The sequence below is a fragment of the Microbacterium sp. cf332 genome (assembly GCF_900102175.1).
Lineage (GTDB): Bacteria > Actinomycetota > Actinomycetes > Actinomycetales > Microbacteriaceae > Microbacterium.
Map to the genome: position 1 here is coordinate 289,100 of NZ_FNKN01000001.1, position 14,026 is coordinate 303,125.

The window sequence follows — 14,026 nt, forward strand, 5'->3', positions numbered from 1 at the left end:
AACGACCCCACCCCCACGATCGGCCGCCGGGGGTACCGTGGCAGGGACGACGTTTCGAGGAGGGTCATGAGAAACAACGAGCCATCCGAGGACGTAGCCCGCACACCGTACGTGCCCAACGAGACGGCGCACCCGTGGCGGCGGATGGTCGCGATCGGCGACTCGTTCACCGAGGGGATCGGCGATCCCGAACCGGGCAGCCCGGGTGGGCACCGCGGCTGGGCGGACCGCGTCGCCGAGGTCCTGAGCTCGCAGGTCCCCGACTTCGCGTACGCGAACCTCGCGGTCCGCGGCAAGCTGATCGGTCAGATCGTCGCCGACCAGATCGAGCCCGCCCTCGCACTCAGGCCCGACCTCGTGACCTTCTCGGCCGGGGGCAACGACGTCATCCGCCCCGGCTCAGACCCGGATGCCGTCGCCCAGCAGTTCGAGGATGCCGTCGTCCGGCTCTCGTCGACCGGGGCGACCCTGGTGCTCTTCACGGGCATCGACACGAACTTCACCCCCGTCTTCCGCGGCATCCGGGGCCGCGTGGCCATCTACAACGAGAACATCCGCGCGATCGCCGACCGGTACGACGCGATCGTCGCCGACCAGTGGGCGCTCAAGGAGGTGCAGGACATGCGCTTCTTCGACGACGACCGCTTGCACTACAACGCGCTCGGACATCACGAGGTCGCCCGGATGGTGCTCCGTGCGCTGAACGTGCCCAACGATCTGCAGCCCCTGCAGCCCGACACGACCCCCGTGCTGACCTGGCGAGCCGCGCGCGGCAACGACCTCGTCTGGGCGCGCGAGTACCTCGTGCCCTGGGTCCTGCGCCGCCTGCGTCACCAGTCGTCGGGCGATCACATCACGGCGAAGCGGCCGGAACCTCTTCCCGTCCTCCGGCGCGCCGACTCCGCGGACTGATCAGCGCAGCGCCCAGAGCGACACGGCTGCTGCGGCGGCGACGTTCAGCGAGTCCACTCCCCCGGCCATCGGGATCGTCACGACGGTGTCTGCGACGGCGAGGGCGCGGCGACTGAGGCCGTCGCCCTCGGTGCCCATCAGCAGGGCGACGCGTTCCGGGCGCGCGGCGGCGAACTCGTCGAGCGGCACCGCATCGTCGGCGAGGGCGAGCGCCGCGAGGTGCAGGCCCGCGTCGCGCAGGATCGGAGCGGCCTCCGGCCAGGCGGGGAGACGCGTCCACGGCACCTGGAACACGGTCCCCATGCTCACCCGCACGCTGCGCCGATAGAGCGGATCGGCGCACCGTTCGCTCACGAGGACGGCGTCGGCGCCGAGCCCCGCGGCGGCACGGAAGGCCGCCCCGACGTTCGTGTGATCGACGATGTCCTCGAGCACCAGCACGAGGCGCGCGTCGGCGACGACCTGCGACACGGGCGCAGCGGGCGGCCGATGCATCGCCGCGAGCGCCCCGCGGTGCACCGCGTACCCCGTCAGCTCTTCGGCGACGGCGTCGGACACCACATAGACGGGTGCGTCGCCCGCGAGCTCTTCGACGTCGGGCAGCCACTTCTCCTGCACCAGGAACGAGCGCGCTCGGTGCCCCGCGGTGTGCGCGCGCCCGATCACCTTGGCCGATTCCGCGATGTACAGGCCGCCCGCCGGCTCGAGCACGCGGCGCAGCGCGACGTCGGTCAGGTCGCGGTAGTCGGCGAGGCGGGGATCGGAGGCGTCGTCGATGCGGAGCACGGGCACTCCCCCACCCTCGCACGGTCGCGGCTGCCGTGGCGCCGTCATCGCCGGCCGGGCGACGCCTCGGCCGGGACGCGATCGTAGAGTAGAGACGTGACGACTCCCGATCGCGTTCCGCCCGACGGCGACGCGATGGCCGCCGCCCTCGAGGTGCTGGCGGGCCGACGGATCGCGGTGCTGACCGGGGCGGGGGTCTCGACCGACTCCGGCATCCCCGACTACCGCGGCGCGGGCGCGCCCGTCCGCACGCCGATGACCGCTCAGCAGTTCCTCGCCAGCGACGACGCGCGGCGCCGGTACTGGGTGGGCAGCCACCTCGGCTGGCAGGCCTTCGCGGCGGCTCGGCCGAACGACGGACACGCCGCACTGGCCGACCTCGAGCGCGGCGGTGTCGTGACGGGCGTCGTCACTCAGAACGTCGACGGCCTGCACCTGCGCGCTGGCAGCAGCCGGGTCGTCGAGCTGCACGGCACCATGCGACGGGTCTTCTGCCTCCACTGCGGTCAGGTGTTCGACCGTCGTGACCTGGCCGAGCGCGTCGAACGCGACAACCCGTGGATCACGGTGCCCGAGAACGTCGAGCTGGGGCCCGACGGCGACGTCCTGCCGGCGACCAGCGACGGATTCGTCGTTCCCACGTGCACCGTCTGCGCGGGCATGCTCAAGCCCGACGTCGTCTTCTTCGGCGAGTTCGTGCCCCGTGAGAAGTTCGCCGAGGCCGAGCAGCTCGTGCGTACGAGCGACGCGTTGATCGTCGCGGGATCCTCGCTCGTGGTGAACTCCGGCGTGCGTCTCGTCGAGCGCGCGCGCCGCCGCCGCCTGCCGGTCGTCATCGTCAACCGCGGAGTAACGCGGGCGGACGCGAAGGCGACGGTGAAGATAGACGCCGGCACGAGCGAGGTGCTGCGGGCCATCGCCGATGCGCTGACGCGCGGCTGAGAGCGGCGCGTCGTGTCGGCCGCGTAGGGTCGAGGGGTGACCATCCTGACACTCGTGCGCCATGGCGAGACCGACTGGAACCGCGACCGCCGGATCCAGGGCTCCACCGACATCCCGCTCAACGAGACCGGTCGCGAGCAGGCGAGGGCCGTCGCGACGCTGCTCGGCGAATCGGTGACCGGCGACGTCGTCGTGGCGTCGAGTGATCTGTCGCGCGCCGCCGAGACGGCCCGCATCATCGCCGAGAGGCTCGGTGCCGCGGCACCCCGGACGTACCCGGAGCTGCGTGAGCGCGGCTATGGCGACGCCGAGGGTGTGGGGGTCGAGGAGTTCCACGCGCGGTGGGGAGAGTGGGCGGTCGCCGACGTGCCCAACGCCGAGCCGTGGGCGGCGGTCCGCGACCGGGCGCTCCGCGGACTCGAGCGTGCCGTCCGCGATGCCCGGGCGGACACGGCGCCCCGCTCGGTACCCCTGGTCGTCGTGGCCCACGGAGCCCTCATCCGAGAGGTGATCCGGTACGCGACCGCGGACGAGTTCCCGCTCCAGGGCGTGCGTCTCGCCAACGGCTCGGCGCACACCTTCCTCATGGAACGCGAGCGCCTCAGCCTCATCGACTCACCGGTCCTCGTGGCTTCCTGATCGCTCGTGCGGTCGATCGTGAAGCACGGTGCTCAATGAGTGTCGGCGAATCGGTGTATCGTCCAGCATCATGACCACGCACGACCGCGTCGATCTCGCGCTGCTCGAGGCCCTCGCCGACGACCCCCGGGCGACGGTGGTCGCTCTCGCCGAGCGACTCCGCATGTCCCGCAACACCGTGCAGGCCCGCATGGGTCGGCTCGAGCAGTCGGGCGCGTTCCTGTCCTACGAACGATCCATCTCGACGCGGGCCCTGGGTTTCCCGATCGAGGCGCTCGTCAGCGTGGTGCTCCGGCAGCCCGACCTCCCGCGCATCGCTCAGGAGCTCGCGACGATCCCCGAGGTGCTGCAGGCGCAGGGTCTGAGCGGTCAGGTCGATCTGATGGTGCGGGTCGTCGCGCGCGACACCCAGCATCTCTTCGCGATCGACGCGCGCATCCTCGCGATCGACGGCGTCGACCGTACCGAGACCTCGCTCATCATGGACGAGGTGATCCCCCACCGGGTCAAGCCGCTGCTGTCCGACGGTCGCTCGGCCTGACGCTCGGCGCGGTCCGCTCCGCGTCCAGTCGGACGAGTACCACGCCGACGAGGATGAGCGCGCCGCCGACGAACTGCACCGGAGCGGGAGCCTCGGCGAGCAGCAGCCAGGCGAAGCCGAGGGCGAAGAGCACCTCCGACAGCCCGATGAACGAGGCCAGCCGCGAACCGGTACGCGGTACGGCCGACACTCCGAGCGCGTAGGCGGTGCCCGTCGCGGCGCCGACCCACAGCAGGACGACCACGGGGGGCAGCTGCATCCCGACGACGTCCGCGAGGACTCCCGCCGTCGAGAACGGCAGGAGTCCGGTTAGGAGGAGCACCCCGATGACCGTCGTCGCGACGACCATCCCGCCGGCGGCGAGGACGAGGGGCGGGAGGGAGTCGCCGGTGCGTTCGGCCATGACGAAGTAGACGCACGTGCACAGTGCGGCTCCGAGCGCGAGCACCGTGCCCCAGAAATCGAACCGCGCCCCCGCTACGTCGACCACGAGGACGAGCCCGACCATCGCGACGGCGGAGCCGGCGACGACGGTCGGTGACGGCCGACGCCGCGTCGTGAGCCACACCCACAGCACCAGGAGGACCGGCGCGAGGTACTGGATGAGGAGCGCGACCGCCACGGGCATGCGCTGCATCGCCGAGAAGTAGAACAGCTGACAGCCCACGACCGGCATGACGCCGAACGCCACCAGCGAGACGCCGTGCCGACGCAGGAAGCCGCGCTCGCGCGCCACGGCCCGCACGAGGAACGGCGAGAGCACGAGCGCCGCCACGCCGATGCGGACCAGCAGAGCCGCGCCGAGGGACCAGCCGCTCTCGAGCAGCGGCTTGACGAGCGGGCCGCTCGACGAGAACGCGAGCGCGGACGCGACCGCCATCGCGATGCCGGTGGTGCGCCGCGCCGCCGCGGTCGCCGCGGGTGTCTCGGATGCGCCTGGGATGATGGGCAGGGGCGCAGTCGGATTCGTCATCGGGCAGCCTCGACGGTCAGGAGTGAATGTTATCTACACTCGTGACAGTAACCGCAGTGAACGTCAGGAGTCAACGTGGTCTTTCCCCATGACACGGAATTGTCGCTTCGTGCGACGGCGGCGCTGGTCAACACGCTGCCCCGCACGAGCGCCGGCACCTCCGACACCCTCGCCGTCGGCGCCGATCTCGACGCCTTCCTGGCGGACTTCGCGTTCACCGGCGCCATCGTGCGCGACGACGCCGAGCTTCAGGCGATGCGCCGCATCCGCCCCCGCCTCCGGGAGCTGTGGGACCTCGATCGCGACACGGCGGTACCGCACGTCAACGCCATGCTGCGCGACGGGCACGCCCAGCCCCAGCTGGTGATCCACGACAGCTACGACTGGCACATCCACGCCACCCCGGACGACGCCCCGCTCGCGACGCGGGTGCTCGTCGAGGCGGCCATGGCGTTCGTCGACGTCATCCGCGCGGACGCCTACGACCGTGTCCGCGTCTGCGCGGCGGACGACTGCGCCGCCGTCTACGTCGATTTCTCGAAGAACGGGTCGAAGCGTTACTGCGACACCGGCAACTGCGGCAACCGGATGAACGTCAACGCGTACCGCCGTCGGAAGGCGCGAGAAAGCGCGTGATCGCTGCGGCCGCCTCGCGCGGCTTCTCGTAGTGGATCAGGTGCCCGACGCCGTCGATCTCGACGAGGCGGGCGTCGTCGAACAGCGTCCGCAGCCGCCGTTCGGCCGCGATCGGGGTGATGTCGTCCTGCACCGCCGCGATGAGGAGCGTCCGCTGTCGGATCCGAGGGGCGGACGCACGGACGTCGTTCGACACCGACGTCACGAAGGCGTCGCGCAGGACATCCCGGTCGGCGAATCGAGAGAAATAGGTGTCGTGCTGGTCGTGCACGAATCGGCGCAGCACCCCGTCGCGCGTCTTGACCATGGCGAGACTCATGACCCGCACGATGACGCGGTTGCGCAGCAGCGCCTCGCCCCAGCGCCGCGGCAGCCGAGCACCGAGCGCGTAGTACCAGACCGCGAGCCGGGTGAAGACTCCCCGCGGGCCTTCGAGGGCGGGCGCGCCGATGGGGTTGATGAGCACCAGGGCGGGTGTCGGCAGCCCCTCCGCGACCGCGGCGGCCGAGACGATGGAGCCGAACGAGTGTCCGACGACGACGGCCTCGGGCGCGACCGCTCCGGCGAAGGCCCGCAGCCACTCTGCGTAGACCGCGAGGTCGTGTGTGCGTCCGGGGATCGCGGGCGACTCACCGAAGCCCGGGAGGTCGGGCATGACGACGCGGAAGCCGTCGAGATGCGCGACCACCGGCTCGAGGCCGTGGTGCTCGCCGCGGAAGCCGTGCACCGCCAGCAGGGTGTGTTCGGCGTCGTCGCTGCCGTAGACCCAGTAGACGGTGGTCCCGCCCAGCACCTCGATCTCGGCGCGACGCACCGGGACGCGGGCGAGCAGGTCTGCGTAGGGTGAGGCGGTCGGCACCCGTCGAGTCTACGGAGGCGGCGCGTCGCGCTTCGCGTGTCGGCGGTGCGCCGTAGCCTCGGAGCCGTGGAACCCGACCGCACCCGAGCGAACGCTGCGCCCGAGCTCGACCTGTGGCCCTGCGACTCGCCCGACTGGTCGCGGGTGGTCGGCGTCTTCGACCTCGAGACGACGGGCGTCGACGTCACCTCTGATCGCATCGTGACGGCCCACGTCGGTGTGCTCGACGCCGACGGAGCTCCCGCCCGCGCCGAGAGCTGGCTTGCCGACCCGGGGATCGCCATCCCCGAGGGCGCCGCGGCGATCCACGGCATCACGACCGATCAGGCGAGACGCGACGGGCGCCCGGCCCCCGAGGTGGTGGCCGAGGTCATCGCCGCCCTGCGCGGACTGTTCGATGCGGGGATCCCGGTCGTGGCATACAACGCCCCCTTCGACTTCTCGATGCTCAAGTACGAGGCGCTCCGGCACGGGATCGAGCCGATCCTCGCCCCCGCCCCCGTCATCGATCCCCTCGTGCTCGACAAGCGCTACGACCGTTACCGCCGCGGCAAGCGCACGCTCTCCGTCGTCGCGCAGCACTACGAGGTCGTCCTCACGGGAGCGCACGAGGCCTCGGCCGACGCCGTCGCCGCCGGACGCGTCGCGCAGATGCTCGCCGAGCGATTCGCGGACGGACTCCCGGCGACGGCGGTCGAGCTGCATGCTCGTCAGATCGGGTGGGCCCGTGCGCAGGCCGAGAGCCTCAGTGAGTACTTCGTGAGCATCGGTCGGCTCGATGCCGAGGTCGACGGCGCCTGGCCGATCCGCTGACCGAGCGCGTCCTCGGCGTCACTCGGCGGGAGGACAGCCCCCGTCGAGTGACGCCGCCGACGTCCACCGTGACCCGGTCGGGGCCGAACAGGACGTCGCCGGCGCGCGCGCGTCCGGATGTCGGGCATGCGCAGAGCGCCGGCGCGAGAGTGGCCGCCATCACGACTGCGGCCGCTCTCGCACCGCGACTTACGGGCGGCTCATCGCACGGCGGTCAGCTCGGAGGCGCGTTCGCGGGTGCGGATCGCGCGATTCACGCACGACACCACGGCCTTCAGGCTGGCTGTCGAGATGTCGCCGTCGATGCCGACGCCCCAGAGTCGCTGATCGTCGACCTGCAACTCGACGTAGGCCGCGGCCTGCGCGTCGCCGGCGGAGCTGAGGGTGTGCTCGACGTAGTCGTAGAGCGAGATTTCGAAACCGCGCTCGCGCAGTACCGCGAGGAAGGCGGCGATGGGGCCGTTTCCCGAGCCCGACGCCTCCTCGCGCGCGTCGCCGTCGCGCAGCGTGACGTCGAGGCGCACGTCGCCCGACATGTCGCTCTGCGTCCGGGTGCCGAGGAGTTCGAAGCGCCCCCATTTCTCGTCGTCGTGCGAAGCGGGCAGGTACTCGTCGGTGAAGATCGACCAGATCTGGTCGCTCGTGACCTCGCCGCCCTCCGTGTCGGTCTTCTCCTGCACGACGCCGGAGAACTCGATCTGCAGCTTGCGGGGCAGATCGAGGGCGTGGTCCGTCTTGAGGAGATACGCGACGCCGCCCTTCCCGGACTGCGAGTTGACGCGGATGACGGCTTCGTACGAACGGCCGAGATCCTTCGGATCCACGGGCAGGTAGGGCACGGCCCATTCGATCTCATCGATGGAGACCTCGGCCGCGGCCGCGCGGGCGGCCATGGCCTCGAAGCCCTTCTTGATCGCATCCTGGTGCGAACCGCTGAACGCCGTGAAGACGAGGTCACCGGCCCACGGGCTCCGTTCGGGCACGGGCAGCTGGTTGCAGTATTCGACGGTCCGCTTGATGCCGTCGACGTCGCTGAAGTCGATCTGCGGGTCGATCCCCTGCGTGAAGAGGTTGATCCCCAGTGCGACCAGGTCGACGTTGCCCGTGCGCTCACCGTTGCCGAACAAGCAGCCCTCGATGCGATCCGCACCCGCCATGTATCCCAGTTCGGCGGCCGCGATCGCGGTGCCGCGGTCGTTGTGGGGATGCAGCGACAGCACGACGTTCTCGCGGTGGGCCAGGTGGCGACTCATCCACTCGATCGAGTCGGCGTACACGTTGGGGGTGGCCATCTCGACCGTCGCGGGCAGGTTGATGATGACCTTGCGCTCGGGCGTCGGCTCGAGGATCTCGATCACCTGGTTGCAGACGTCGACGGCGAACTCGAGCTCGGTGCCCGTGTAGCTCTCCGGCGAGTACTCGTAGTACACGGCCGTCTCGGGGACGGTCTTCTCGTACTGCCGGCACAGCCGCGCACCCTCGAGCGCGATGTCGATGATGCCCTGGCGGTCGGTGCGGAAGACGACCTCGCGCTGCAGGATGCTCGTCGAGTTGTAGAGGTGCACGATCGCCTGCTTCGCCCCGGCGATGGCCTCGTAGGTGCGCTTGATGAGGTGCTCCCGCGCCTGGGTGAGCACCTGGATCGTCACGTCGTCGGGGATCAGCCCATCGTCGATGAGCTGGCGGACGAAGTCGAAATCGGTCTGGCTCGCGCTCGGGAAGCCGACCTCGATCTCCTTGTAGCCCATCTGCACGAGCAGCTCGAACATGACCCGCTTGCGCTCGGGGCTCATCGGATCGATGAGTGCCTGATTGCCGTCGCGCAGGTCGACGGCGCACCAGCGCGGTGCCGTCTCGATCCGCTTCGCGGGCCAGGTGCGGTCGGGCAGATCGACACGGATCTGCTCGTGGAACGGCCGGTACTTGTGGACCGGCATGCTCGAAGGCTTCTGGTTGTTCTCCATGGTGGTCTCGCTCTTCCTCATCGGGTGTGGCGGGCCAACGCGAAGCTCCGCGACGAGAGAGGCCCTAGAACGAGGACTCGTCGCGGCGACTAAGGAGGAGAAGTCGGCCGAAGCGCATGCGCCCAGGCTACACCTGCTCGCCGCTCGAGCGCACATGGGCGTGCCGTCCATGAGACGATCGCGGTGTGCGCGACACTGACCGGATATGAGAGCTCCGCGCATCGCCCTTTCCGTCCTCGTCGCCTGCACGGTCGCGATGACCGCCGGGTGCGCCACCACTCCGGCCGCCGGACCCGCTTCGCTCGATCCCGAGCCGCCGACCGGCGAGGTCGTCGCTCAGGGCACCGTCCTCGATGCCGGGTCGGGGCCGGAGCTGTGCCTCGGCGCGGTGGCCGAGTCCGCTCCCCCGCAATGCTCGGGCATTCCGCTGCGCGGGTGGGACTGGGCCGCGCTGACCGACGCGACCGTCATGTCGGGCGCCACGTGGGGGACGTATGCGGTTCAGGGGCGGTACGACGGGTCGGCTCTCACGGTGACCGCACCGGCCGTTCCGCTCGCGCTGTACGACCCGCTGCCCGTGGCCGATCCGACGGGCGGCGTCGCGGGCACGGCCGATGAGGCCGAGTTGCGCGACGTCGAGCAGCGCGTGCACGACACGCTCGGTGACGAGGTCCTCGCCTCGGGCGCCTACGACGGCCGGCTGTGGGTGACCGTGGTGTGGGACGACGGGACGCTGCAGGACGCCGCCGACGCCGAGTTCGGATCCGACGTCGTCGTCGTCCAGTCCGCGATGCGCGAGGTCGGTTAGAAGCCCAGGCGCCCGAGCTGCTTCGGATCGCGCTGCCACTCCTTCGCGACCCGGACACGCAGCGACAGGAAGACGCGGCTGCCGAGGAGGGGCTCGATCTGCGCCCGGGCGCGTGCGCCGACGTCGGCAAGCCGCGATCCCTTGCGTCCGATGATGATCGCCTTCTGGCTGTCTCGCTCGACCACGATGTTCGCGTAGACATCGGTGAGGTCGGATCCCTCGCGGGGTGCGACGTCCTCGACGGTCACCGCGATCGAGTGGGGCAGCTCGTCGCGGACGCCCTCGAGTGCCGCCTCGCGGATGATCTCGGCGATGCGGTCCTCGGTCGACTCGTCGGTGACGACATCGTCGGGATAGAGCGCAGGCCCCTCCGGCATGAGGGCGAGCAGCTCGTCGGCGAGGACGTCGAGCTGGTCGTCGGTGACGGCCGAGAGGGGGATCACGGCCGCCCAGTCCTCGCGGAGGCTGTCGACCTCCATGAGACGCTCCATGATCTCGTCTCGCCCACCCAGGTCCGTCTTCGTGACGATCGCCACCTTCTTCGCCCGGGGGTAGCCGTCGAGCGACGCCGCGATCCGCCGGTCGCCCGGCCCGACCTTGTCGACGGCGGGCACGAGGAAGCCGATGACGTCGACGTCGCCGAGGACCTGCTCGACGAGGTCGTTCAGGCGCTGGCCCAGGAGCGTGCGCGGCTTGTGGATGCCGGGGGTGTCGACGATCACGAGCTGGCCGCCCGGCCGATTGAGGATGCCGCGGATCGCTCGCCGCGTGGTCTGCGGCTTGTCGCTGGTGATCGCGACCTTCTCGCCCACCAGGGCGTTCGTGAGCGTCGACTTGCCCACGTTGGGACGACCCACGAACGTCACGAACCCCGAGCGGTTCTCTGCTGCGGTCATCTGTCTTCTCCTCTTCGTGGCACGCGGACCTCGCCGGTGCGCGGATGATCGGAGTCGCCCGCGTCGGCGACGGCCGCGCGTTCGACGAAAACTGTCGCAAGACCTCGGCCCCGGCCCCGGGAGACACCGCCCGTGATGGTCACCCCGTCGACCGTGACGGTCGCACCGGGCATCGGGACGCGCCCGAGCAGCTTGCCGAGCAGGCCGCCGACCGAGTCGACGTCCTCGTCGTCCAGCTCGACGCCGAACAGCTCGCCGACCTCGTCGAGGCCCAGGCGTGCGCTCACACGGTAGCGGCCCGGCTCGAGCTCGACGACCTCGGCCGCGCCGCGGTCGTACTCGTCGGCGATCTCGCCCACGAGCTCCTCGATGAGGTCCTCGAGCGTGATGAGACCGGCGACACCGCCGTACTCGTCGACGACGAGGCACACGTGCACGGCATCCCGCTTCATCTGCTGCAGGAGCGATTCCGCCCGCATCGACTCGGGGACGAAAACGGCGGGGCGTGACACGCGACCGACCGGCACGTCGCGCCAGCCCGTCGCGTCGCCGTACGAGAACTGCACGAGGTCCTTGAGATAGACCACCCCGACGATGTCGTCGCGCTCGTCATCGGTGACCGGCACGCGTGACACCCCGCGTTCGAGGAACAGGGCGAGGGCCTCGTGCGTGGTCGCGGTCTGCGGCACGGTCACCATGTCGGTACGCGGCACCATGACCGCGCGAACGAGGGTGTCGGTGAAATCGAAGACCGAGTGGATGAGATCGCGGTCGTCCGCCTCGATGAGGTCCCGCGAAGCGGCTTCGTCGACCATGCTGAGCAGCTGCTCCTCGGAGGCGAACGACGTGCCGCGGGACACCCCGGGAGTCACCAGGTTGCCGACGATGACGAGCAGATGGGCTAGCGGTCCGAGAACGACGCGCGCCGCGCGCACGAGGGGCGCGCACGCGATGAGCAGGCCGCGGGCATGCTGCCGTCCGACAGACCGCGGACTCGCGCCTACCAGCACGAACGAGACCGCCGTCATGAGCACGGCCGCGGCGAGGATCGCCCACCAGAGATTGTCCAGGGCCAGGGTGAAGGCGGCCGTGACGAACACGGCGGCGGTCGATTCCGCCAGGATGCGGATGAACACCACCGCGTTCCCGTGCGCCGTCGTGTCATCGGCGATGCGTCGCAGGGCGGACTGCCGACGGCTGGACTCGGCCCAGTCGGCGAGGTCCGCCCGCGAGGTGACCCCCAGCGCCGCATCGAGCGCCGCCATCAGACCCCCGAGCGCGACGAGGAGGACCGCGCCGAGGACGAGGAGGAAGACGGTCACGCGTGCCGGCGCTCGCTCGCGTGGAAGGCCGTGATGAGCTCGCGCTGGAGCCCGAACATCTCGCGCTCGTCCTCGGGCTCTGCGTGGTCGTATCCGAGCAGATGCAGCAGACCGTGGGTCGTGAGCAGGATGAGCTCGTCGAGGGTCGTGTGACGCGCCGCCTGCGCCTGGGCCTCGGCCACCTGGGGGCACAGGACGATGTCGCCCAGCAGGCCCGGCGGAGTGGGGGCGTCCTCGGTTCCGGGACGCAACTCGTCCATGGGGAAGCTCAGGACATCGGTCGGACCCGGCTCGTCCATCCACTGGACATGGAGCGACTCCATGGCGCCCTCGTCGACGAGCAGGATCGCGAGGTCGGCGTCCGGGCTCACGTTGAGCTCGGCCAGATTGTGCTCGGTGAGGCGCAGCAGCACGGTCTCGTCGATCGAGACTCCGGACTCGTTGGTGATCTCGATCGTCATGATGAACGTCCTCGTTTCGGGAGTCGGTCGCGCGGCCCCGCAGGGCGCGACGCGGTACGGCGCTCGGCGCGGTTGGCGAACTCGCTCGCCTCGTCGCGTTCCCGGCGCGCGGCGAGACGTTGCTCGTCGTACTCGCTGTACGCGTCGACGATGCGCCCGACCAGCGTGTGCCGCACCACGTCCTCGCTGGTGAGGGTCGCGAAGTGGATGTCGTCGATCCCCTTCAGCACACGCGTGACCGTCCGGAGGCCGGAGGTGCCCTGCGGCAGGTCTACCTGCGTGATGTCACCGGTGACCACCATCCGCGTGCCGAAGCCCAGACGCGTGAGGAACATCTTCATCTGCTCGGGCGTGGTGTTCTGCGCCTCGTCGAGGACGACGAACGAGTCGTTCAGCGTGCGACCGCGCATGTACGCGAGCGGGGCGACCTCGATCGTGCCGGTCGCCATGAGCTTCGGCACCAGCTCGGGATCGAGCATCTCGTTGAGTGCGTCGTAGAGGGGGCGCAGGTAGGGGTCGATCTTGTCGGTCAGCGTGCCCGGGAGGAAGCCGAGCCGTTCGCCCGCCTCGACGGCGGGGCGGGTGAGGATGATGCGGTTGACTTCTTTGCGCTGCAGTGCTTGCACGGCCTTCGCCATCGCGAGGTAGGTCTTGCCGGTACCGGCGGGACCGATGCCGAAGACGATCGTGTTCTCGTCGATCGCGTCCACGTAGGCCTTCTGACCGGGCGTCTTCGGCCGGATGACCTTGCCACGCGACGAGAGGATCGCCTCGCCGAGGACCTCGGAGGGGCGTGGGTCGTCGTCACCGGTCCGGCGCTGCAGGATGCGGCTCGAGGTCGCGACGTCGCTCGGGTCGAGTCCCTGGCCGGCTCGGGCCATCGCGATCAGCTCGTCGACGAGCGCGTGCGCCGCCGCGACGTCCCCGCTCGGCCCCGTGAGGGTGATCTCGTTGCCGCGCACGAGGACGTCGACGTCCGGGTGCTCGCGTTCGACGACGCGCAGCAGGCGATCCTGCGGACCGAGCAGCTGCACCATGGCGACACCGTCGGCGTAGATCGTCGCGACGGTCGGTTCGGAAGCGTCAGCCACCGAGGCTCCCTTCGGAGAGGCCACCGGCGAGGACGTGCGCATGGACGTGGAAGACGGTCTGTCCTGCGCCCGGGCCGGTGTTGAAGATCAGTCGGAAATCGCCGTCCGCGTGCTCGGCGGCGACGGTCTCGGCGAGTCCCACGAGCTCGGCGAGGAGCGCGGGATCTCCCGCAGCGAGCTCGACCACCGTGCGGTAGCGCTCGGTCTTGGGGATCACGAGGAGGTGGACCGGGGCTTGCGGGGCGATGTCGCGGATGGCGAACGCGTTCTCGGTCTCGGCGATGATCTCCGAGGGGATCTCACCGCGGAGGATGCGCGTGAAGACGGTCGGTTCGCTCATGTCCCCAGTCTATCGACGGGCCGCGCCATCGAGACGGGATGTC

General features: G+C 70.4%; 16 protein-coding genes. 7 read left to right on the top strand and 9 right to left on the bottom strand.

Annotation, left to right across the window (positions count from 1 at the left end; all coding sequences use genetic code 11):
• Positions 1–66: 66 nt before the first annotated feature.
• Positions 67–912 (top strand): SGNH/GDSL hydrolase family protein, encoded by an 846-nt coding sequence (locus BLT21_RS01270; RefSeq protein WP_091497950.1) that lies wholly within the window; start codon positions 67–69, stop codon positions 910–912.
• On the opposite strand, the gene BLT21_RS01275 is transcribed toward BLT21_RS01270, so the two are convergent.
• On the bottom strand, positions 913–1,704 hold the full coding sequence (locus BLT21_RS01275) for a TrmH family RNA methyltransferase (RefSeq protein WP_091497954.1): 792 nt from the start codon (positions 1,702–1,704) through the stop codon (positions 913–915).
• A gap of 129 nt (positions 1,705–1,833) precedes the next feature.
• Here BLT21_RS01275 and BLT21_RS01280 point away from each other — a divergent pair, with 129 nt between their 5' ends.
• The 3 genes from BLT21_RS01280 (at position 1,834) to BLT21_RS01290 (ending at position 3,820) form a co-directional block, all read left to right on the top strand.
• Complete coding sequence (locus tag BLT21_RS01280; protein WP_091500629.1) at positions 1,834–2,640, top strand: Sir2 family NAD-dependent protein deacetylase; 807 nt, start codon at positions 1,834–1,836, stop codon at positions 2,638–2,640.
• Between the two features lie 36 nt (positions 2,641–2,676).
• A complete protein-coding gene (locus BLT21_RS01285; RefSeq protein ID WP_091497959.1) occupies positions 2,677–3,279 on the top strand; it encodes a histidine phosphatase family protein in 603 nt (200 codons plus the stop codon).
• A gap of 70 nt (positions 3,280–3,349) precedes the next feature.
• Positions 3,350–3,820 carry an Lrp/AsnC family transcriptional regulator gene (locus BLT21_RS01290; protein WP_091497964.1) on the top strand — a complete coding sequence of 157 codons (471 nt, stop codon included), beginning with the start codon at positions 3,350–3,352 and terminating at the stop codon, positions 3,818–3,820.
• Here BLT21_RS01290 and BLT21_RS01295 read toward each other — a convergent pair.
• On the bottom strand, positions 3,786–4,793 hold the full coding sequence (locus tag BLT21_RS01295) for a DMT family transporter (RefSeq protein ID WP_091497968.1): 1,008 nt from the start codon (positions 4,791–4,793) through the stop codon (positions 3,786–3,788). The genes BLT21_RS01290 and BLT21_RS01295 overlap by 35 nt on opposite strands.
• A gap of 75 nt (positions 4,794–4,868) precedes the next feature.
• Here BLT21_RS01295 and BLT21_RS01300 point away from each other — a divergent pair, with 75 nt between their 5' ends.
• The gene (locus tag BLT21_RS01300) at positions 4,869–5,429 is read left to right on the top strand and encodes a CGNR zinc finger domain-containing protein (protein ID WP_091497972.1); all 561 of its coding nucleotides are present in this window, start codon (positions 4,869–4,871) and stop codon (positions 5,427–5,429) included.
• Here the strand turns inward: BLT21_RS01300 and BLT21_RS01305 are convergent.
• Entirely contained in the window at positions 5,389–6,288 is a 900-nt protein-coding gene (locus tag BLT21_RS01305) for an alpha/beta fold hydrolase (protein ID WP_091497975.1), read from the bottom strand. The two genes, BLT21_RS01300 and BLT21_RS01305, sit on opposite strands and share 41 nt — an antisense overlap.
• 111 nt (positions 6,289–6,399) lie before the next feature.
• Between BLT21_RS01305 and BLT21_RS01310 the strand changes: the two genes are divergently transcribed.
• Positions 6,400–7,101, top strand: coding sequence for a 3'-5' exonuclease (locus BLT21_RS01310; protein WP_371113426.1), 702 nt, complete (start codon positions 6,400–6,402; stop codon positions 7,099–7,101).
• Between the two features lie 200 nt (positions 7,102–7,301).
• Here BLT21_RS01310 and leuA read toward each other — a convergent pair whose 3' ends face one another.
• A complete protein-coding gene (leuA, locus tag BLT21_RS01315) occupies positions 7,302–9,065 on the bottom strand; it encodes a 2-isopropylmalate synthase (RefSeq protein ID WP_091497982.1) in 1,764 nt (587 codons plus the stop codon).
• Between the two features lie 205 nt (positions 9,066–9,270).
• Between leuA and BLT21_RS01320 the strand changes: the two genes are divergently transcribed.
• A complete protein-coding gene (locus BLT21_RS01320) occupies positions 9,271–9,873 on the top strand; it encodes a hypothetical protein (RefSeq protein WP_091497985.1) in 603 nt (200 codons plus the stop codon).
• Here the strand turns inward: BLT21_RS01320 and era are convergent.
• The 5 genes from era to BLT21_RS01345 are packed head-to-tail and all read right to left on the bottom strand — an operon-like array spanning position 9,870 to position 13,983.
• Positions 9,870–10,769 carry a GTPase Era gene (era, locus tag BLT21_RS01325; protein WP_091497987.1) on the bottom strand — a complete coding sequence of 300 codons (900 nt, stop codon included), beginning with the start codon at positions 10,767–10,769 and terminating at the stop codon, positions 9,870–9,872. The two genes, BLT21_RS01320 and era, sit on opposite strands and share 4 nt — an antisense overlap.
• A complete protein-coding gene (locus tag BLT21_RS01330; RefSeq protein WP_091497991.1) occupies positions 10,766–12,091 on the bottom strand; it encodes a hemolysin family protein in 1,326 nt (441 codons plus the stop codon). Before BLT21_RS01330 ends, era begins: the two co-directional genes overlap by 4 nt.
• Positions 12,088–12,552, bottom strand: a complete 465-nt coding sequence (gene ybeY, locus BLT21_RS01335) for an rRNA maturation RNase YbeY (RefSeq protein WP_091497996.1) — start codon at positions 12,550–12,552, stop codon at positions 12,088–12,090. Before ybeY ends, BLT21_RS01330 begins: the two co-directional genes overlap by 4 nt.
• Positions 12,549–13,685, bottom strand: a complete 1,137-nt coding sequence (locus BLT21_RS01340; RefSeq protein WP_091497999.1) for a PhoH family protein — start codon at positions 13,683–13,685, stop codon at positions 12,549–12,551. Before BLT21_RS01340 ends, ybeY begins: the two co-directional genes overlap by 4 nt.
• On the bottom strand, positions 13,636–13,983 hold the full coding sequence (locus tag BLT21_RS01345; protein WP_091498004.1) for an HIT domain-containing protein: 348 nt from the start codon (positions 13,981–13,983) through the stop codon (positions 13,636–13,638). The genes BLT21_RS01340 and BLT21_RS01345 overlap by 50 nt, the downstream gene beginning before the upstream one ends.
• Positions 13,984–14,026: the final 43 nt, after the last annotated feature.

Bases quoted from the DNA above. Each gene is read 5' to 3' on its own strand.
- BLT21_RS01270 (WP_091497950.1), top strand. From the start codon at position 67: ATGAGAAACAACGAGCCATCCGAGGACGTAGCCCGCACACCGTACGTG.
- BLT21_RS01340 (WP_091497999.1), bottom strand. From the start codon at position 13,685: ATGCGCACGTCCTCGCCGGTGGCCTCTCCGAAGGGAGCCTCGGTGGCT.
- BLT21_RS01290 (WP_091497964.1), top strand. From the start codon at position 3,350: ATGACCACGCACGACCGCGTCGATCTCGCGCTGCTCGAGGCCCTCGCC.
- BLT21_RS01280 (WP_091500629.1), top strand. From the start codon at position 1,834: ATGGCCGCCGCCCTCGAGGTGCTGGCGGGCCGACGGATCGCGGTGCTG.
- BLT21_RS01295 (WP_091497968.1), bottom strand. From the start codon at position 4,793: ATGACGAATCCGACTGCGCCCCTGCCCATCATCCCAGGCGCATCCGAG.
- leuA (WP_091497982.1), bottom strand. From the start codon at position 9,065: ATGGAGAACAACCAGAAGCCTTCGAGCATGCCGGTCCACAAGTACCGG.
- ybeY (WP_091497996.1), bottom strand. From the start codon at position 12,552: ATGACGATCGAGATCACCAACGAGTCCGGAGTCTCGATCGACGAGACC.
- BLT21_RS01320 (WP_091497985.1), top strand. From the start codon at position 9,271: ATGAGAGCTCCGCGCATCGCCCTTTCCGTCCTCGTCGCCTGCACGGTC.
- BLT21_RS01345 (WP_091498004.1), bottom strand. From the start codon at position 13,983: ATGAGCGAACCGACCGTCTTCACGCGCATCCTCCGCGGTGAGATCCCC.
- era (WP_091497987.1), bottom strand. From the start codon at position 10,769: ATGACCGCAGCAGAGAACCGCTCGGGGTTCGTGACGTTCGTGGGTCGT.